The sequence below is a fragment of the Yoonia sp. genome (assembly GCF_042093035.1).
GTDB lineage: Bacteria > Pseudomonadota > Alphaproteobacteria > Rhodobacterales > Rhodobacteraceae > Yoonia.
In genome coordinates, this window is record NZ_JBELFI010000016.1 from 1 (window position 1) to 18,050 (window position 18,050).

General features: G+C 57.6%; 19 protein-coding genes and 1 pseudogene. 12 read left to right on the plus strand and 8 right to left on the minus strand.

Annotated elements, in window-relative coordinates; all coding sequences use genetic code 11:
- Positions 1-110: 110 nt before the first annotated feature.
- From ACFDSS_RS04080 to ACFDSS_RS04090, 3 genes are read right to left on the minus strand one after another with little or no spacing between them, the layout of a single operon-like run.
- A complete protein-coding gene (locus ACFDSS_RS04080) occupies positions 111-1,511 on the minus strand; it encodes a sensor histidine kinase (RefSeq protein WP_375254491.1) in 1,401 nt (466 codons plus the stop codon).
- Positions 1,512-1,529: 18 nt separating this feature from the next.
- Complete coding sequence (locus ACFDSS_RS04085; protein WP_375254492.1) at positions 1,530-2,948, minus strand: dihydrolipoyl dehydrogenase family protein; 1,419 nt, start codon at positions 2,946-2,948, stop codon at positions 1,530-1,532.
- Positions 2,949-2,951: 3 nt separating this feature from the next.
- Positions 2,952-3,683, minus strand: coding sequence for a TVP38/TMEM64 family protein (locus ACFDSS_RS04090; protein WP_375254493.1), 732 nt, complete (start codon positions 3,681-3,683; stop codon positions 2,952-2,954).
- A gap of 292 nt (positions 3,684-3,975) precedes the next feature.
- On the opposite strand from ACFDSS_RS04090, the gene rpmH reads away from it, so the two are divergent.
- The 3 genes from rpmH to yidD are packed head-to-tail and all read left to right on the plus strand — an operon-like array spanning position 3,976 to position 4,736.
- Positions 3,976-4,110 (plus strand): 50S ribosomal protein L34, encoded by a 135-nt coding sequence (gene rpmH / locus ACFDSS_RS04095; RefSeq protein WP_008231458.1) that lies wholly within the window; start codon positions 3,976-3,978, stop codon positions 4,108-4,110.
- 24 nt (positions 4,111-4,134) lie between these two features.
- On the plus strand, positions 4,135-4,518 hold the full coding sequence (rnpA, locus tag ACFDSS_RS04100) for a ribonuclease P protein component (protein ID WP_375254519.1): 384 nt from the start codon (positions 4,135-4,137) through the stop codon (positions 4,516-4,518).
- Positions 4,515-4,736, plus strand: coding sequence for a membrane protein insertion efficiency factor YidD (gene yidD, locus ACFDSS_RS04105; RefSeq protein WP_375254494.1), 222 nt, complete (start codon positions 4,515-4,517; stop codon positions 4,734-4,736). Before rnpA ends, yidD begins: the two co-directional genes overlap by 4 nt.
- Positions 4,737-4,742: 6 nt before the next feature.
- Here the strand turns inward: yidD and ACFDSS_RS04110 are convergent.
- A pseudogene (locus tag ACFDSS_RS04110) lies at positions 4,743-5,275 on the minus strand (DUF3833 family protein).
- Between the two features lie 382 nt (positions 5,276-5,657).
- On the opposite strand from ACFDSS_RS04110, the gene ACFDSS_RS04115 reads away from it, so the two are divergent.
- Both ACFDSS_RS04115 and ACFDSS_RS04120 read left to right on the plus strand, forming a co-directional pair.
- Positions 5,658-7,241, plus strand: a complete 1,584-nt coding sequence (locus ACFDSS_RS04115; protein ID WP_375254495.1) for a PstS family phosphate ABC transporter substrate-binding protein — start codon at positions 5,658-5,660, stop codon at positions 7,239-7,241.
- A 185-nt stretch (positions 7,242-7,426) separates the two neighbouring features.
- Positions 7,427-8,032 (plus strand): outer membrane lipoprotein carrier protein LolA, encoded by a 606-nt coding sequence (locus ACFDSS_RS04120; protein WP_375254496.1) that lies wholly within the window; start codon positions 7,427-7,429, stop codon positions 8,030-8,032.
- A gap of 54 nt (positions 8,033-8,086) precedes the next feature.
- Here the strand turns inward: ACFDSS_RS04120 and ACFDSS_RS04125 are convergent, their stop codons facing one another.
- Positions 8,087-8,674 carry a lytic transglycosylase gene (locus ACFDSS_RS04125; protein ID WP_375254497.1) on the minus strand — a complete coding sequence of 196 codons (588 nt, stop codon included), beginning with the start codon at positions 8,672-8,674 and terminating at the stop codon, positions 8,087-8,089.
- A 244-nt stretch (positions 8,675-8,918) separates the two neighbouring features.
- Between ACFDSS_RS04125 and hspQ the strand changes: the two genes are divergently transcribed.
- A complete protein-coding gene (gene hspQ, locus ACFDSS_RS04130; RefSeq protein ID WP_375254498.1) occupies positions 8,919-9,245 on the plus strand; it encodes a heat shock protein HspQ in 327 nt (108 codons plus the stop codon).
- Here the strand turns inward: hspQ and ACFDSS_RS04135 are convergent.
- Positions 9,242-10,081, minus strand: a complete 840-nt coding sequence (locus ACFDSS_RS04135; protein WP_375254520.1) for a fumarylacetoacetate hydrolase family protein — start codon at positions 10,079-10,081, stop codon at positions 9,242-9,244. The two genes, hspQ and ACFDSS_RS04135, sit on opposite strands and share 4 nt — an antisense overlap.
- A gap of 108 nt (positions 10,082-10,189) precedes the next feature.
- On the opposite strand from ACFDSS_RS04135, the gene yaaA reads away from it, so the two are divergent.
- Positions 10,190-10,960 carry a peroxide stress protein YaaA gene (gene yaaA / locus ACFDSS_RS04140; RefSeq protein WP_375254499.1) on the plus strand — a complete coding sequence of 257 codons (771 nt, stop codon included), beginning with the start codon at positions 10,190-10,192 and terminating at the stop codon, positions 10,958-10,960.
- 6 nt (positions 10,961-10,966) lie between these two features.
- Positions 10,967-11,749, plus strand: coding sequence for an aspartate dehydrogenase (locus ACFDSS_RS04145; RefSeq protein ID WP_375254500.1), 783 nt, complete (start codon positions 10,967-10,969; stop codon positions 11,747-11,749).
- Here ACFDSS_RS04145 and ACFDSS_RS04150 read toward each other — a convergent pair.
- Both ACFDSS_RS04150 and ACFDSS_RS04155 read right to left on the minus strand, forming a co-directional pair.
- Positions 11,746-12,039 carry a Dabb family protein gene (locus ACFDSS_RS04150; RefSeq protein WP_375254501.1) on the minus strand — a complete coding sequence of 98 codons (294 nt, stop codon included), beginning with the start codon at positions 12,037-12,039 and terminating at the stop codon, positions 11,746-11,748. The two genes, ACFDSS_RS04145 and ACFDSS_RS04150, sit on opposite strands and share 4 nt — an antisense overlap.
- A 75-nt stretch (positions 12,040-12,114) precedes the next feature.
- On the minus strand, positions 12,115-13,290 hold the full coding sequence (locus ACFDSS_RS04155) for an acetyl-CoA C-acyltransferase family protein (protein ID WP_375254502.1): 1,176 nt from the start codon (positions 13,288-13,290) through the stop codon (positions 12,115-12,117).
- A gap of 128 nt (positions 13,291-13,418) precedes the next feature.
- On the opposite strand from ACFDSS_RS04155, the gene ACFDSS_RS04160 reads away from it, so the two are divergent.
- From ACFDSS_RS04160 to ACFDSS_RS04175, 4 genes are read left to right on the plus strand one after another with little or no spacing between them, the layout of a single operon-like run.
- Positions 13,419-14,075 (plus strand): ABC transporter ATP-binding protein, encoded by a 657-nt coding sequence (locus tag ACFDSS_RS04160; RefSeq protein WP_375254521.1) that lies wholly within the window; start codon positions 13,419-13,421, stop codon positions 14,073-14,075.
- Positions 14,072-16,459, plus strand: coding sequence for an FtsX-like permease family protein (locus tag ACFDSS_RS04165; protein ID WP_375254503.1), 2,388 nt, complete (start codon positions 14,072-14,074; stop codon positions 16,457-16,459). Before ACFDSS_RS04160 ends, ACFDSS_RS04165 begins: the two co-directional genes overlap by 4 nt.
- Positions 16,449-17,477, plus strand: a complete 1,029-nt coding sequence (locus ACFDSS_RS04170) for a lipocalin-like domain-containing protein (RefSeq protein ID WP_375254504.1) — start codon at positions 16,449-16,451, stop codon at positions 17,475-17,477. The genes ACFDSS_RS04165 and ACFDSS_RS04170 overlap by 11 nt, the downstream gene beginning before the upstream one ends.
- A complete protein-coding gene (locus tag ACFDSS_RS04175) occupies positions 17,470-18,027 on the plus strand; it encodes a pyridoxamine 5'-phosphate oxidase family protein (RefSeq protein ID WP_375254505.1) in 558 nt (185 codons plus the stop codon). Before ACFDSS_RS04170 ends, ACFDSS_RS04175 begins: the two co-directional genes overlap by 8 nt.
- Positions 18,028-18,050 lie beyond the last annotated feature (23 nt).

Sequence of the window (18,050 nt, forward strand, 5' to 3'; positions counted from 1 at the left end):
CGACCCCTTGATTCGTAGTCAAGTACTCTATCCAACTGAGCTACCAATCCGCGTGAGGTGCGATTTAGCGGGGCCTGCGCGCCGATGCAAGGCCCAAATCGAAAACATTGCTATTCTGCTGCCGGGGCAAGTGCCAGATCCGCCTTGGGGAGTTGGATAACAAAAGTCGTGCCAGTTTCATCGGTCCTTTCCAACTCAAGCCGCCCGCCGTGACCGCGCAGCAAATCCGCAGCAATCACGAGCCCGAGACCTGAGCCGCCCTTGCGGACACCACCTTGGAAAGGTTGGAAAAGGTGTTCTTGCGCTTTCTTTGGCAGACCCGGGCCAGTGTCGGTAATCTCCAGCCGCCAGCTCTGGTCGTCCTCACTAGCGCGCAGACAGATTTCACCCGGTTGCCCGGTTGCCATGATCGCCTGACGCGCATTGCGCACCAGATTAAAGATCACGCGGAACAATTGTTCGCCATCGGCCCGCAGGGTCATTGAAGCGGGGATGTCTTCGGCAAAAGATAACGGATAATCACCTGCTGCCAGACGCTCACTGTCGATCACATCTGCCACGACGCCGGACAGGTTGATGCGCGACAGCATTGGTGCGGGTTCATCGACCCGCCCGAAGGCAAGCGTCGTTTCGCAGAGGTTTACGGCGCGCGTGATTGAGTTGACCAACTTGGGCGCCATCCGTTTCACCAGCGGATCATCGGATGATTCAATCCGGTCTGTAAAGAGCTGCGCCGAGGTCAGGATATTGCGCAAATCATGGCTCACCTTTGCGACCGCGCCGCCAAGCTGCGCAAGGCGCTCCTTTTGTTTGAGCGCACTGGTCAGTTGCTTCTGCATCATTTGCAGCGCCTCTTCGGCGTCGCGCAATTCGGTGACACCCGCAGACGGTGTGATGATTTTGCGTGCGTCCTCGGGGGCCTGCGCATAGGATTGCATATGCGTGACCACACCCTTGATCGGTCGCACCAGCAGGTATTGGACCGCGACAAACAGCAGGCTGGCCGTGATGATCGAGATAAAAGCGGACAACAGAAGAATGTTGCGTCCATAAGCCAGCAAAGCATCGCGCAGTGGCATTTCATCCATGGTCACTTCAATCAACAAACCACCGCCGCGCACAGGGTTGCCGATGACGCGGATGATCCGGTCCTGGGGTTTCACCAAGGTCGATAATGCATCTGCGATCAGCGTCATACTGCTTGGGTTGCGCAAATCGAACGTCGCCGATATCGGCGCAGGAATGGGCGACGACAGCGCCAGCTGGCGGATTTCATCACGGCGCAACACTACGTTGTAGACCTCTGCGTTGCGCAGCAGCTCTCCCTCAAGGGCGCGGCTAATCATGTCATCCGCCTCCAGAGCGAGCGATGCAATCTGTGCCCGCTCAAGGCGCGCCAGCAGGTAGTCCTCACGAAACCGGGCGACGGACGGCACGAAGATGAAAACCTCCGCCAGCATCACGAAGATGACCGTGAGCATCAGAAATCGACCTGAAAGAGAGTTGGTCATGGTTCCTCGGGTTTAGGCTTATGGCAGCCAGCGCTGCACAAAGCCGACAATACGCTTTACCTTGTCGCTTTCAAAGAGTCTTGGGCTAAAGTAAGCCCCCGCTGCCCGTTTATTGACCTCGCTGACCGTCGGATAGGGCAGAACCGTGTTCGCAATTGCGGACATCTTCATGTTGTTCGCGATGGCCATGGCCCACATGCCGATCAGCTCTCCTGCCAGATGTCCCGCGATAGAGACCCCCACGGGGCGGCCCTTTACGACCATCACTTTAATCAAACCTTTGTTTTTACGCTCGGCGATCAATCGGTCGTTGTGATGGAAATCAAAGCGGACCACCTCAAGACGCGGGCCATATTGCTTTTTGGCTTGTGCTTCGGTCAAACCGACCTGCGCAAGTTCGGGATCTGTGTAGGTCGCCCAAGGGATATGCGAGGTGCGTTGCTTAGAGGGTAATCCAAAGAGCATGGACCGGATCAGAACCCCGGCATGGTATCCCGCCACATGCGTGAAATGCAGCCCACCCGCGACGTCACCTGCCGCGTAGACTTTCCTGTTCGTAATCGACCGCAAGTCGTCACCCACCTTTAGGCCCGCGCGGTCATGCGCGATGCCGCCTTTGTCCAGATCAAGCTTATCGGTGTTTACCTTGCGCCCGACGGCCATCAGCAAATGCGATCCGGTGAAATCGCCCTTAGGTGTGTGCACGGTAATCGTGTCGCCGTCGCCGCTGATCTTCTCGGCTTGGGCTTCTTCAACAATGTTGATCCCTTCAGCTTTGAGGTTATCGAGAACAATCGCCGCCATTTCAGGATCATCCTTGCCGAATGCCCTTACGCCTTCGATCACGGTGACCTCACACCCCAGACGCCGGTGTGCCTGCGCCATTTCCATCCCTATTGGGCCGCCGCCTATGACGATCAGATGCGCGGGCTTTTCGCGTAGATCAAAAATGTCTTCGTTAGTGTAGTGCTTGACGGTGTCCAATCCGGGGATTGGCGGCACAAATGGGCCGGAGCCTGTCGCGACCACGAAACGGCGTGCTTTGATGATGGTGTTGCCGGCCTGCACCTCTGTTTTTGAGATGAACGCCCCGAATTCTGAGATCACGTGGACGCCCAGCCCCTCAAACCGCTCAACGCTGTCCACTGGTGCGATCTGGGCGATCACGTCATGGACGTGGTCTTTGGCCGCCGCATAGTCCACCTGTGCTGCGACCTCGCCAACGCCGTATTTTGCGCCGTTCGACATGGCATGTGCCTGCTTTGCCGATGCGATCAGAGCCTTGGAAGGCACGCAGCCATAATTCAAGCAATCGCCGCCCATTTTGTGGCCCTCAATAAGGACAACCTTTGCGCCCATCTGGACCGCACCCGCTGCGATCGACAGGCCACCAGAGCCGCCGCCAATGATGCAAATATCAGTTTCGATCCGGTTCATGGCTTACAGCCCTTTCTTGCCGCGCAGGGCATTGATGGCGATCGGCAGGGCCGCAAGGACACACAGGCCGATGATGGGCAGAATGATCTGCGGCTCAAAGATAATGCCGAGGTTTGGGGTTTCACCGCGGGCGAAGACCTCACCCAGACCTGCGCCGACGGATGTGTAGACAACAGCGCCCGGAATAATGCCAAGGAAGGTCGAGATCACAAAGCGATGCAGCGGTACTTCGAGAAACGACGGGATCAGGTTGGCAAGAAAGAACGGGACCGCTGGCACCAGCCGGATCAGGAAAAGCATCGACCATTGGTTCTCGTCGATGCCGTCCTTGATCTTTTTGACGGTCCCTTCGGAATTTTCCAGCTTCCTGCCGAGGCTTTCACCGAACCCCCAACGCGCCGCGAGAAAGATTGCTGTGGCACCTATCGTCGCACCGGTCATATTGAAAAGGGCGCCGGGGAACGTCGCAAAGAGGAAGCCGCCGGTCAGTGTCGCAATCGTCGCACCGGGCAAGGAGAACGCGACAATGACGACATAAGTCATGGTAAACCCCAGAACCGTCAGGAAATAATTGGCATCCCGGAAGGCAATCAGGCCTTCGCGGTTCGCGGCCAGTGCCTCAAACGACAGGTAATCGCGCAGGAAGTAGGCCCCGAGAATGGCAGCGATGCCGATCACAATGATCGGCAGTCTTTTCAGGACTGGATTGGCGGAGGCTTCGGTCATATCTGTCATCTCTTCATCCTGGCGTTGCATATTTGCGTTGACCTTTAGATGAACCGTTCCCTGCCATTGCGATACCCACATCACGGCCCATTGATGCAGCGCACCCCCGATGTTTCAGTTTTGCAGGTTTCGACCACGAAGATTGAAACATTTGAGCAGTTGGAATTGTGCGAAATGTTGCAGTTTCACCCCCCCCGGCGCGTTGACATGTGCGGGGGGCACCTCTAAAGGACGGATCTGAAATGTAGTTCGGCTTCGAATCCCCGTTTTCGGGATTTGGCCATTAACCGGAGGACACGCAATGAAGCGTACGTTCCAACCATCAAACCGCGTTCGCAAGAACCGCCACGGGTTTCGCGCACGTATGGCCACAAAAGCTGGCCGCAAGATCCTGAACAACCGCCGCGCCAAAGGCCGCGCGAAGCTGAGCGCGTAAGCGCCAGATATTGTTTTGACCGATTTGAAACCGCCGGTTGGGCCTACGACAGGCACTCCGGCGGTTTCCGTTTGTCTGGATGTCCTCAAAAAGCGCGCTGACTTTGTGCGGGCCTCCAACGCCCGCCGCCACGCCACCCCCGGTATCCATCTCCAAGCACGCAAACGCCGCGCAGGCGAAGCAGAGGGCATCCGTACCGGCTTCACCTGTTCCAAGAAAGTCGGCAACGCCGTGGCGCGCAATCGCGCCAAGCGTCGCCTGCGTGAGGTTGCGCGGGTTGTCTTGCCGCAGTTAGGCCGGGAAGGGTGGGACTATGTACTGGTCGGGCGCAAAGACACCACGGCCACGCTTCCTTTCGAACAACTGCTTGCGGATATGCGCCGTGCGATTAGAAAGGTGCATGGATGACACCGCTTGCCTACATCATATCCTTGCCCGTGCGGGCCTACCGGGTCGTCCTGTCGCCTTGGGTCGGGATGAGCTGCCGCTATCAACCGACCTGTTCCGCCTATTCGCTTGAGGCTCTGGAGAAACATGGCGCGATCAAAGGGAGCTACCTGACCGTGCGACGTATCCTGCGTTGTCATCCTTGGGGTGGGTCGGGGATTGATGATGTGCCGGACTAAGTCCGCTCATTTTTCAAAGGAAATCGTCACAACCGCGATATCGACCCCGAAGCGTTTGACGTAAGCGAGGTTGAGCAACCGGTCCTCTGTCAGCAACCACATCCAATCGTCAAAGCTGACGCGCATCGTCTCGGTTTCTCCCCGGCAGAGGGGATCGGCAAATCGATCTCATAGGTCCAGTTGAAACGGTCACCGTCTTCGATGCCTGTGGCCTCTCCGATCACGCCGGGGGCCGTGCCAGCCCAAATATCATCGCCTGTTTTTGTCAGCGTCCAGATGCGTTGTTCTGTGGCGCCATCCTCATAGACAAAATCTTCGATCAGACGCAGCCGTTCTCCGTCCCAGTCACCGTCAATTGTGACCACAAAGCTGCGGCGGACGGTGCCAAAGACATCCTGAAACTGCCCATAAGCGGTCAATTCGCCGTCAAAGAACTCCTCGAGGTTCAACTGACGATCGCTGAGGCTGGGATCATCGAAGGACGGTTTTCCGGTGCAAGCGGCAAGGAAGGCGACGGCAGCAGTCAAGATCAAGCGCATCGATATCTCCGGCAAAGTTTCTTTTGATACGCATCAGTTGGGCGAATGGATGCGATTATGTTGTGAAGGCGGCGACATCGTTCACGCCTTAAATTTGCCCGGATTGTGATGAAAATGATGTCTGTTCGCCAAGAAAACGGGCATGATCCGCGTGGATCAAGCTATCGATGCGTGAATGTGGAAAGATTTTTCGCAGCCAGGAGTTAAGAGCGGCCAAGTGTCGCTCAACAGTCATTAATCTGAGGTCTGCGCCGTATTCTACAGACCAGAAGAGCGTCTAAACAGCAGTTAAGTTTGTCCGAGCTTTGCCAGCTTCGAATGTGTGACGAGTTATTCAAAAAAGATCAGACCCGCTTGGATATGCCGGAGTAAGGTTATGAAGATGACACGAATAGCAACCTCTTTGTTGTGTACGGTGGCGCCCGTCGCTGTTCTGGCGCAGGAAGTGACGCTCGCGTCGCCGGATCAGTTTATCAGTGTCGCCGGAGAGATCATCGATTACGACGGTTTCATGGTCCGTATCGAGACAGCGGTTGGCGCAATCAGCTTGCCAGCCTCCGAAGTCATTTGCCTCGGTGAAGGGTGCTACGACGTCATTGCCAACAACAATTTCGGCCTCACGGCTGATGCATTCATTTCAGTGATGGCGCGTGCGGAAGCCCCTGCCGCAGCCGCACCTGAGAGTGATTTCACCATCGCGTTTGGCGCTGAGAACGCAAGTTCGGTCTACGCCGCCTTGGTCAACGGCTTTGCCGCATCTGGCGCTGTAGCCGATGTGGAAATCTCGGCTGATGGTGTTGTGGCGCTCTCCGATCCGGAAACCGGTGCGGAGGTCAGCCTGACCCGTAGCGACAACGCGGCGGCTGCCGATATGACGATATCTGCGGTTTCCCTCGAAGGGACAGCGCCGCTTGCATTTAATGACGTTAATGGCTGGGCCGATGCTGAAAGCATGAGCCATCACCTTTTGGGATTGCGGGCATTTACGGTCATCGCAGCCCCCACCGCGGGTATCGACAGGATTTCTTTGACGGATTTGGCGCGCGTTTATGCGGGCGAGGTTTCGAACTGGTCACAGATTGGCGGTGCGGATGTAAGCGTTCTGGCGTTGCAGCTCCCGCGGACGTCGTCGGTGCGCACAGAAATGGAGGCGCTTGTCATGGCCCCTCTGGGCAAATCCATTGCAGGGAATGTTCTGACGATGGCCGATGAAACCGGGATCGCCGCCTCAATAGAGCAGTTTCCCGGCTCTATCAGTATTGTCAGTACCGCCAACCCCAGTGATGCCCTCAGCATTCCAGTTGTCGGTGCATGTGGCGTCGCAGTTGCTGCGACACCATTCAATATCGCATCGGGTGATTATCCACTGATCCGGCCAGTGATGGCGCGCTTTGGTTCGGATACGCAGAATGCGCTGGTGACCCAAATGTTTGACTACGCGGCCAGTCCTGCAGGTCAGGACTTGATGAGTAATGCGAATCTGATGAGCTTTGAAGCACAGCAGCAAGATAGCGCGTTGAAGAATGCGCGTCTGGGCGGGTTGCTGGACGCTGAGCTCGATGACACCCAGCGCAATGCCGCGGCGCAGATGTTCCAGATATTGTTCAACGCTGACCGTTTGTCGCCCACCATGATAGGTGCCCCCACAAGTGCCGCAGAGGCTGCTTGGAACCGCGCGATGCTGCAAAGCGTGATCGCCGCAATGTCTGATCCGGCAAATGCCGGTCGAGAGATCATCCTTGTCGGCAAGGGCGCAAGTCAGGCAGGCAGCCAGGCAGCCATCGACGCATCCGATGCCGCCGCCCAGTCGCTGCAGGATGCATTGACCACGGCAGCGGGCGATCTTGTCACCTCTGGCGCATTTACGATCACCAGCTATGGCTTTGGCGATGTGTCACCTGCGACTTGCACAGATGGGCAAGTCGAAAGCACAGCGTATGCGCGGGTCGAAGTCTGGATCCGCTAGACGTCCCCAAGACCCGCAGAGTGCCACGCTAACATGTTTCAACACAGCTTTTTGTTATCTTGCCAATTTGTGCGGGCACGTTATCGGCTAGCAGGGTGCATGATATCGCTTATCGGGCGATCACATGCTGTTGTTTGCATCATCAAAGGGGTGCATTTCGACGCCCTAGGACATAGGTAGACCACATGGCAAAACGCATCGCATATCTGATAATAGCAGCGGCACTGGCGCTCTATGCGGGGGCCGCTTCGGCGCAGTCTCTGACGCTGTCGCAAATCTCAGGTTATTTGAACCAAATGGAAACCGCCAAGGGCAGCTTTACACAGATCAATTCCGATGGCTCTTTGGCCACGGGTCAAATCTATATCAAGCGTCCGGGACGGATCAGATTTGAATATAACCCGCCTGCGCGGTCGCTGGTTTTGGCCAGTGCAGGAACCGTGGCGATCTTTGACCCGCGTTCCAACACCGGACCAGAGCAATACCCGCTGAGCCGGACCCCATTGAGTATTCTCCTGCGCCGGAATGTCGATCTGGAAAATGAAAACATGGTGCGCAATATCGTCTCTGATGGGGAAACCACGACAGTGACGGCGCTGGACCCTGAGAATCCGGATTACGGCAGCATCCAGTTGGTGTTTTCTGCGGATCCGATCATGCTGCGCCAATGGATCGTGACGGATGATCTGGGGACACAAACGACAACGGTTCTCAACGATCTCGAGGTTGGAACGCCGATCAACAGCGTTTTGTTCAACATCCAGCAAGAAATCAGCAAACAGGGCAACTGAGCCGCGATTGGCGCCGTGACGGCGGACTTGGAGCCGCCGTCATCTTGGTAATTATCAGCGTTTCCGGCAGCTGCGCAGCTGCTGGTCATATAAAACCGCGCGCGCCTCGACCTCGTTCGCGATCCGCACCAGCCAGTTTTTTGATCGCCATGTGCCACGCAAGAAACCGGTGCGCCCATCGTGATAGGCAAGGTACTGATTGCGTGTGTCGGTGATCGGTACGCCGGTTTCTTCAACCGTCAGGCTCATGTACCAGCCCATGAAATCGGCAGCGTCCCGGATGTCGTCGCGCCTTGCAAAGCGGCCACCGGCTTCCTGTTGATATTCCCTCCACGTGCCATCGAGCGCCTGACTGTATCCAAGAGCTGACGACTGGCGACCCACCGGAATCACGCCCAATGCATAGCGGTGTGGCGGGCGGTTGTTGCCGATGAATTTGCTCTCCTGATAGATGATCGCCATCATGGAGGGCACTGGCACACCGTATTTTCGCTCCGCCGCGCGGAAAGCTTGCAGGTATTCTGGGCGCTCTGACACGATGCTGCACGCATTATCAAGGTTTCGTGGCGCCGAATAATTACCCGACCCCGCGCAACCTGCAAGGAACAGCAAAAATGCCATGGCGCGAAAGTTTTTGCTCATCTGCCTCTCGCTTTATTTTGTTTTTTTCCAAGCATAGCGTGTTGCGGGTGATCTGGGAATCCCCTTTGCGCGCGGGGCCAGATCACAATTGCGAGGATCATTACTTGTGCTGCGCCACGCGATCATAACATGAACGGTTTTCAGCACCGCCCAGGCTGCGTCCACAGACTGTTTCCAAGTTTCTTGCGCCTTGGGCGTAGACTTTGCACCTGTGGCAGCCATATAGAAGGGCGAGGCCCGTTCAATGTTTAAAACACACGCCAAATACCACCTTGGTCAGGTGGTCCGCCACCGTAAACATCCCTTCCGAGGGGTGGTTTTTGACGTGGATGCGATATTTTCGAACACCGACGAATGGTACAACGCCATTCCAGAGGACAGCCGCCCAAAGAAGGACCAGCCGTTTTACCACCTGCTGGCAGAGAACGATCAGAGCTTCTATGTCGCTTATGTCTCAGAGCAGAATCTTGTCGCAGATTATTCAGGTGAACCAGTGGATCACCCTGACCTTGATGATCTCTTCGGCCCATTTGAAGACGGCCACTATCCGCTACAGGCGCAGCTCAACTAGTCCCTAAACGCAACGACGTCATGACGCATGACGCCCAACCCTTCGATTTCGGCAGTCACGACATCTCCCGGTTTCAGGAACTGAGGCGGCCTTTTGCCAATGCCAACACCCGGCGGTGTGCCTGTCATAATCAAATCGCCAGGCAGCAATGTGACGCATTGGCTGATATGGGCGATGATCTGCCGCACCGAGAATATCATCGTCCTGGTGTTACCCTTTTGCATTTGGCGATCATTGACGAACAGTGAAACGGACAGGTCATGCGGGTCCGTCACCGTGTCCTTGGTCACAAGATATGGTCCGATCGGGGCAAAACTGTCGGCTGACTTGCCTTTCACCCATTGTCCGCCCATCTCCAACTGAAAGGCGCGCTCAGAGACGTCATTGGCCACGCAATACCCCGCCACATGATTGAGCGCGTCATCTTCGCCCACATGCAGCGTGCGGCTGCCGATTACCAGGCCCAGCTCACATTCCCAGTCGGTCTTGTGCGCACCTTTGGGAATAATGATTGGGTCATTGGGGCCAGTGACTTTGCAGGCCTTCATGAACAAGATCGGATGCTCAGGAATTGCCATGCCCATTTCTTCGGCATGATCGTAATAGTTCAGGCCGATGCAAAAGACACGGCCCACATCCGCGAGGAAGGGTACGTATTCACCGCTGACCTTTGGCAGGGCAGCCAGATCAAGTGCCGCCAGCCCCGTCAGTCCCTCAGGCCCAATTTGGGCCGCCGTCAGATCACCAATGTGATCCGAAAGATCGCGCAGGACACCGTTGCCGTCCATCGCAGCGGGCTTGATCCCGCCCGCAGTTCTGACACGGCATAATTTCATCGAATGACCCTTCATATTGTTCGCACCCCGTCGTAGAGCAACGCCTTGGGGGTGGTCAACGCGCAGGGTCATGTTACATCCAAGCCTAAGACCAAAAAGGATGCCAAAATGCTCGTTGTTGTCTCGCCCGCCAAATCGCTTGATATGGACCCGGTTGATGTGGTCGCCACCGCCCCTGATTTTCAAGACGACGCGGTGCGGCTTTCGAAAACAGCGAAAAACCTGACCTTGAAAGCGCTCAAAGACCTGATGAGCATTTCTGATGATCTGGCGCGATTGAACCGTGACCGGTTCAAAGCCTTCGTCGCCACACCAGAGCCAGCGGCGACAAAGCCCGCAGCACTCGCTTTCAACGGCGACACCTATCAGGGTCTGGAGGCAAAGAGCCTGTCGCAAGATGACCTCGCGTGGGCGCAGGATCACTTGCGTATTCTATCCGGACTCTATGGTATTTTGCGCCCGCTGGACGCGATCCAGCCTTACCGTTTGGAAATGGGCAGCCGCCTCAAGACGCGCCGCGGCAAGACCCTTTACGATTACTGGGGCGATACGATTGCAGAGGCATTGAACGCGCAGGCCGCAACTGTCGGCACCGGCACGCTCATCAATTGTGCCAGTCAGGAATACTTCAGCGCCGCTGATCGCAAGGCGCTGAAGCTACGGGTGATCACGCCTGCGTTTATGGAAGTTAAAGACGACAAGCCGCGCATCGTCAGCTTTTTTGCCAAACGCGCCCGTGGTGCGATGGCCCGCTACATTGTTGAAAACCGCGTGACATCGCCGGATGGGGTCAAGGATTTTTCCTCTGGCGGTTACGCCTATGAGCCGGACCTCTCTGAGGGCGACAGATGGGTGTTCTTGCGCGATTACCCGACTTGATTGGTGATGAAGGTCGCCATCATAGGGCAGGGCGCGATTGGGCAGTTTGTGCGGCGCCATTTGGCCGCGCATGACATCATGGAAGTCGCGCGGATCGTGCGCCCCGGCAAGGAGGCTGACGGGATTGGGGACGTCCCGCCATCAATTTCTGATCTGCGTGACTTGCCGCAAACACCTGACCTGATCGTTGATTGCGGCGGCCATGCCGCATTGGCCGCGTATGGGCCGGTGGCGCTGGGCATGGGCATTGACGTGCTGACCGTTTCACTGGGCGCATTGGCGGATAAGGCATTGACACAGAGCTTGCATGATGCCGCAAGCAAGGGAAATGCACGGCTCCATCTGACCAGTGGTGCAATTGGTGGGCTTGATGCGCTGCGTGGCGCGCGCGCGGGCGAGATTGCGAAAGTCATGTATACCGGGCGCAAGCCGCCCAAAGGCTGGGCCGGATCGCCAGCCGAGGCCGCGTTGGATCTTGCCGCACTCACTGCACCTGCGATCCATTTCCAAGGCTCGGCGCGCGAGGCGGCACTGGCTTACCCCAAGAACGCCAATGTCGCGGCGGCTGTCGCATTGGCTGGCATCGGTCTGGACGCGACCGAAGTTGCGCTCATCGCTGATCCGACGGTCAGCGCAAACATTCATGAAGTGCAGGCCACGGGCGCATTCGGCAGCTTCCACTTTACAATTTCCGGCAATGGCCTTTCCGGCAATCCGCGAAGTTCTGCGCTTGCGGCAATGAGCGTTGTCTCAGAGCTGGTTGAGCGTCAAAAACGGATCGGTTTCTAGAAATCTGCTGCAATGCGCATATCACGCAGCGGGCGCACCGCCTTGATTGCGGCTTCATAGAGCGGATCGGCCTTATACGCTGCGAGCGCCTCCGCGTTGGCGAATTCGGCGTAGACCACAACGTCAACCTCGGATGACAGCGCATCGTTCTGGGTGTTCTGGCGCACCTCGAAAGCGCTGCAATGGGGGATATCGGCAAGCAGTTTCAATCCGGCAACAATGCGCGGAATGTCCGCCTTGTCCTTGGCGCTGAAGAATACCACGTGGCGCAGGGTCGGGCGGTCAGTCACGTCATGACGCTTTCAATTGCAATGGTAGATGGGCAGTTTCAAACACGCCCGCCCGCCTGCTGCAAGTGTCAGGTGTCAAATCCGCTCAATCGCGAGTGCAATGCCCTGACCGCCCCCGATGCACATTGTAATCAAACCGCGCCTTGCGCCGGTGCGTTCAAGCTCATACATCGCTTTGACTGTGATAATGGCCCCTGTTGCGCCGACCGGATGGCCCAATGCAATCGCCCCGCCATTGGGATTGACACGGGCCGGATCAAAGCCGAGCTCCTTTGATACGGCCAAGGCTTGCGCGGCAAATGCCTCATTGCTTTCGATCACGTCAAAGTCTGCGACAGTCAGGCCGGTCTTTTCCAAAAGGCTGCGCACTGCGGGAACGGGCCCAATCCCCATCACTTCAGGGCGCACACCCGCATGGGCATACCCCAATATGCGAAACCTCGGTGTAAGCCCTGCTTTTTCTGCCGCGTCTGCGGTGGCCAGCACAACAGCCGCCGCACCATCATTGATACCGGAGGCGTTTCCAGCCGTGACCGACCCATCCTTCTGGAACACAGGCCGCAGACCACCCAGCACCTCCAATGTGGTGGTTTTGGGGTGTTCATCGCGCGCGAAATCCACCATCTCACGGCGCTTTTTCACGGGAACAGTCACGATCTGATCGTCAAAATATCCCGCGTCAATCGCTGCGGCGGCGCGCTCTTGGCTTTGCAGGGCGAATGCGTCTTGATCGGCGCGCGATATATCATGCTCAGCAGCAACATTTTCCGCCGTGACACCCATATGGCCCGTCCCGAAGGGACAACTGAGCGCGCCCAGCATCATATCTTGCGTCACGATATCGCCCATCTTCGCACCCCAACGCTGATCGGGGATGATGAAAGGCGCGCGGCTCATGTTTTCGGTGCCTCCGGCAAGCCCAAAATCGGCGTCACCCAGCATCAGCGACTGGATCACGCTCACGATTGCCTGCACCCCCGATCCGCAGAGGCGGTTGACGTTCATCGCGGGGCTCGCATTGGGGACGCCGGCGTTTATCGCGGCAACGCGGCTGGCATACATGTCTTTGGGTTCGGTGTTGATAACATGGCCGAAGGCCACATGCCCGATCTTTGCGCCCTCAACGCCAGCGCGCGTCATGGCCTCCTTTGCGACGATTGTGCCAAGCGCGATTGGTGTTGTTCCAGCCAGTGATCCACCAAAGGCGCCAATAGCCGTGCGCGCGCCGCCCAAGATAACGATGTCTGTCATGTCATTTTCCTTTCCGTCTTTTTGGCCAATCCAACATGCCATAATTGGGAAAGCCAGTAAAACGTGACGGCAGCCACTGTTTCCTTCCCAAGCGGCTGCTTTATCTTGATAACAAAGGCGAGGGACAAATGCTGCTATCGGTCAATGACATTCACAAGACGTATCAAACTGCCGATGGCCCGTTTGCGGTGCTGCGTGGCATTGATCTGACGCTGAAAGCAGGTGAAACGCTCGCGCTGACTGGCGAATCAGGTAGCGGGAAAAGCACGCTTTTGCACCTGATCGGCGGGCTCGACGGACCGGACCGTGGTGAGGTCTGGCTGGCGGGACAAAACATCGCGACGATGGATGATGACGGGCGGGCAGCGCTCAGGCGCGGCACCGTCGGCGTGGTTTTTCAGCAATTCAACCTGATCCCAAGCCTGCGAGTAGCCGACAATATTTCCTTTCAGGCCCGCCTTGCCGGGCAAGAGGATCAGGCATGGTCGGCAGAGCTTGCCGAGCGAATGGGTCTGCGCGCGCATTTGAACAAATACCCCGAACAGCTTTCAGGTGGCCAGCAGCAACGGGTGGCAATCGCGCGCACCCTGGCACCGAAACCACGTCTGGTTTTGGCGGATGAACCGACGGGCAATCTTGATGAGACGACCGCATCAACGGTCATGGATCTGATGCAGGAACTGGTGGCCGAAACCGGTGCAGGGTTGCTTATGGTGACGCATTCAGCGGGGCTCGCCGGACGATTGGCGCGCCGTTTGCACCTCAAGGCAGGTCGCATCGTATGACAAGCCCGGCCCTTCACGCGCTCGTCTCGCATTGGTGGCGCAATCCGTTGCAGCTTTTCACATTGCTTGCTGGTTTGGCGCTGGCGACCGCCCTTTGGTCAGGGGTGCAAGCCATCAATGCAGAAGCACGGACAAGTTATGATGCTGCGGCGGCCACTCTGGGAGAGGGGCAGTATGACCGGCTGGTCCGCCGCGATGGTCAGCCGATGGCGCAACAGACCTACATCGTCTTGCGGCGGTCCGGCTGGTTGGTGAGCCCTGTCGTGCAGGGGCGGCTAGATGGCGGCGTGCGCATAGTTGGCGTCGAACCTTTGAGCGCGCCCGCAGGCATCACACCTGTCTCACCGGGCGAAGCTGCGGAACTGGGCAGTTTCTTCAGTTCCGAAGGGTTGCTTTTTGCCAACGCGGAAACAGCCGAACGGCTTGTTGGGCTTGATGTGATTATCAATCCCGATATTGCCCCCGGCACGGCTGTAACTGACATTGGCGTGGCCCAGCGCCTGCTTGGAATGCAGGGGCAGGTCGACAGTCTTATCGTCCTGCCGGACCAACCGCTCGGGCGGTCGGATATTGCCGCCGCTGCCCCTGAACTGAGCTTGCAGCTTGCGCAAAACGGCAGAGATATCGCGCGCTTGACCGATAGTTTTCAACTCAACCTGACGGCCTTTGGGCTTTTGTCATTTGCGGTAGGTATTTTCATCGTCAACGGCGCAATCGGACTGGCATTTGAACAGCGCAGACCAGTTGTGCGCACCATGCGCGCGCTGGGGGTGCCATTGCGACGCTTGATTGGCCTTATGGTGGCCGAGTTGATGGTTTTCGCGTTGATAGCAGGGGTTATTGGCATCGCTCTGGGCTATGTGATAGCGGCACTCTTGCTGCCGGACGTGGCCGCAACGCTGCGCGGGCTTTATGGGGCAGATGTATCGGGGACGTTGCAACTACGCTTATCGTGGTGGCTTTCGGGTCTCGCAATTGCATTCGGCGGAACGGCAATGGCCGCGAGCGGGGCGCTCTATCAAATAAGTAAAATGCCTCTGCTTGCGGCAGCCCAGCCGCGCGCTCTGGCGATGGCTGCGGGCAGGCGCGCGCGTCTTCAGGGGGTCATGGCGGCTGTCTTGCTGGCAGCTTGCACCGTCCTGATTTTCACTGCCGAGAGCTTGATCGGCGGTTTTGCGTTGCTGGCAACCTTGTTGATCGGCGCTGCATTGGCCTTGCCAATCATCCTGAACGCGGCCTTGGCCGCGATGAGCGCTCGGGCGGGCTCTGTCACCGGGCAATGGTTCTGGGCTGATACCCGCCAGCAATTGCCCGGTCTATCGCTGGCCTTGATGGCGCTTTTGCTGGCCATGGCGGCCAATGTCGGAGTGTCCACGATGGTTTCCAGCTTTCGGCTCACGTTCACGGAATTCCTCGATCAACGTCTCGCCTCGGAACTTTACGTGCGCACCGAAAATGCGGCCCAGTCGGATGCTTTGGTTGCATTCGCACAAGGCCGCGTTGATGCGGTCCTGCCGATCCAGAGCGCGGAAATCTCCTTGGCCGGACAACCGACCGAGGTTTTCGGCGCCCGTGACCACGCAACCTACCGTGATTTCTGGGTGTTGTTGGACAGCGCTGATGGCGCTTGGGACACGACATTTGCCGGTCAGACGGCGCTTATCAATGAACAACTCGCCCGGCGCGGAGGTCTTGGCGTTGGTGATCGCGTCACGGTTGACGGACAGCTGTTCGAGGTCGCTGGTGTCTATGGAGATTACGGCAATCCTATTGGCCAGATGGTGATTTCGGAAACTGTCTTTGCTGCGCTCTTCCCGAACGTATCACCGCAAAACTATGGATTGCGGATGCCCCCGGCAGAGGTCGGAGAGTTCATCGCTGACTTGACGTCTCAGACAGATATTCCCGTCGGCCACACGGTCGATCAGGCACGGATCAAGGCAATCTCGGTGGAAATATTCGAACGAACTTTCACTGTGACGACCGCGCTGAATATTCTGACGTTGGCTGTGGCGGGATTTGCGATCTTGATGAGCTTGCTGACATTGGCGGCGATGCGGGTGCCGCAGTTAGCCCCTGCGTGGGCAATGGGCATGACCCGCAGACAAATTGGCCGATTGGAGTTGCTACGCGCCGTGATGCTGGCGCTTCTGACTGCGCTGGTTGCCTTGCCGCTGGGGCTGGCGCTGGCCTGGGCGCTTTTGGCGGTGGTCAATGTTGCGGCCTTTGGCTGGCGTCTGCCGATGTATCTGTTCCCGGCCGATTACGCGCGTCTGGCGGTATTCGCGTTGCTGGCGGCGGGCTTGGCTGCACTGTGGCCCGCACGCCGACTGGCCGGCACCCCGCCCGCTGATTTGCTCAAGGTGTTTTCCAATGAACGTTAGGCTCTTGATTTTCATCTGCATGCTAGCGCCGAGTGCCATGGCGCAGGGTTTTGCAGGTTTGGGAACTCAGGCAGAGGGGTTTTCCGCACCGCAACCCGACCCTGTTTTTGATTTTCCCGCAGATCATGGCCCGCATGACGACTACCGCGTTGAATGGTGGTATTTGACGGCCAACCTAACCGATGCCGAAGGGACGCCCTACGGCCTGCAATGGACGTTGTTTCGATCAGCGCTCGCGCCTGAGACCGGCTCCAACTGGACCGCGCCGCAGCTGTGGATGGGCAATGCGGCGGTCACGACCCAGACCGAACATTATGTCAGCGAACGGCGCGCTCGCGGTGGGATCGGACAGGCCGGGGTTGTCGCCGACCCCTTTGAGGCATGGATCGATGATTGGGTCTTGAAAGGTGATTGGGACACGATGCGGATGACCGCAACTGGTGCGGAATTCGCCTATGATATGGCGCTGACGGCAAAGGGGCCTTTGGTTTTTCACGGCCAGAACGGGTATTCGGTGAAATCGGCTACCGGGCAGGCCTCGTATTACTATTCACAACCGTTTTTTGAGATCGCAGGCACCTTGCAACTGCCCGAGGGTGAGGTTGCCGTCACCGGCAATGCCTGGCTTGACCACGAATGGTCTTCCCAGCCTTTGGCAGACAGTCAAACGGGCTGGGATTGGTTTTCGCTGTCGTTTGATAGCGGTGAAAAGCTGATGGGCTTTCGATTGCAGCAGACCGATGGGACGTCTTTCACTTCAGCAACCTGGATTGAGCCGGATGGGACGGCGACGCCTTATCCGGACGGCGCTTTGACAGCGACCCCATTGGCAACAAACGACAATGACGTGCCGGTGCGTTGGCAGGTGGCGCTCCCCAGTAAAGGCGTTGATGTTACGGTGACCGCGATCAATGAAAACGCTTGGATGGCGACCTCGTTGCCGTATTGGGAGGGGCCGGTGACCGTGACCGGCAGCCACCCGGGGATCGGGTATTTGGAAATGACCGGCTATGAGTGAATGGTTTGAAACGACTGATGGACTTTGGGCTGCGCTTTGGGACGCACTGCGAGATGGCGTGGCGGACGCCCGACACCCTGCACGCAGGCCAACTTTCGCGACTGTTTCACCTGACGGTTGGCCAGAGGCGCGCACCGTAGTCTTGCGCACGGCTGATGCACAGGCGGCTGCGCTGACGGTGCATACCGATCTTCAGTCTGACAAGATCAAGAGCCTGCAAGCCAACCCACGCGGGGCATTGCACGTCTGGGTGCCGGAAAAAGACCTGCAAATCCGCCTGCAGGGGCATGTCGCAATTGCATCCGGCGACGCCATACGCCCGCTTTGGGCGGAAATCCCCGATCATGCGCAGCAATCTTACGGTGTCATCCCGGCTCCTGGCACGCCAATCCCGGAGGCCTTGGATTACGTCAAAGCCCCTGATCCTGCGACATTTGCGGTGCTGAATTGCGCAGTGACACAGGTTGATCTGGTGCATTTGGGCAAAGACCATCGCCGCGCCCAATTCTCACGCGTGCGTCATTGGCAGGGACAGTGGCTTTCCCCCTGACACACAGCCCGCTAGAACGGGTC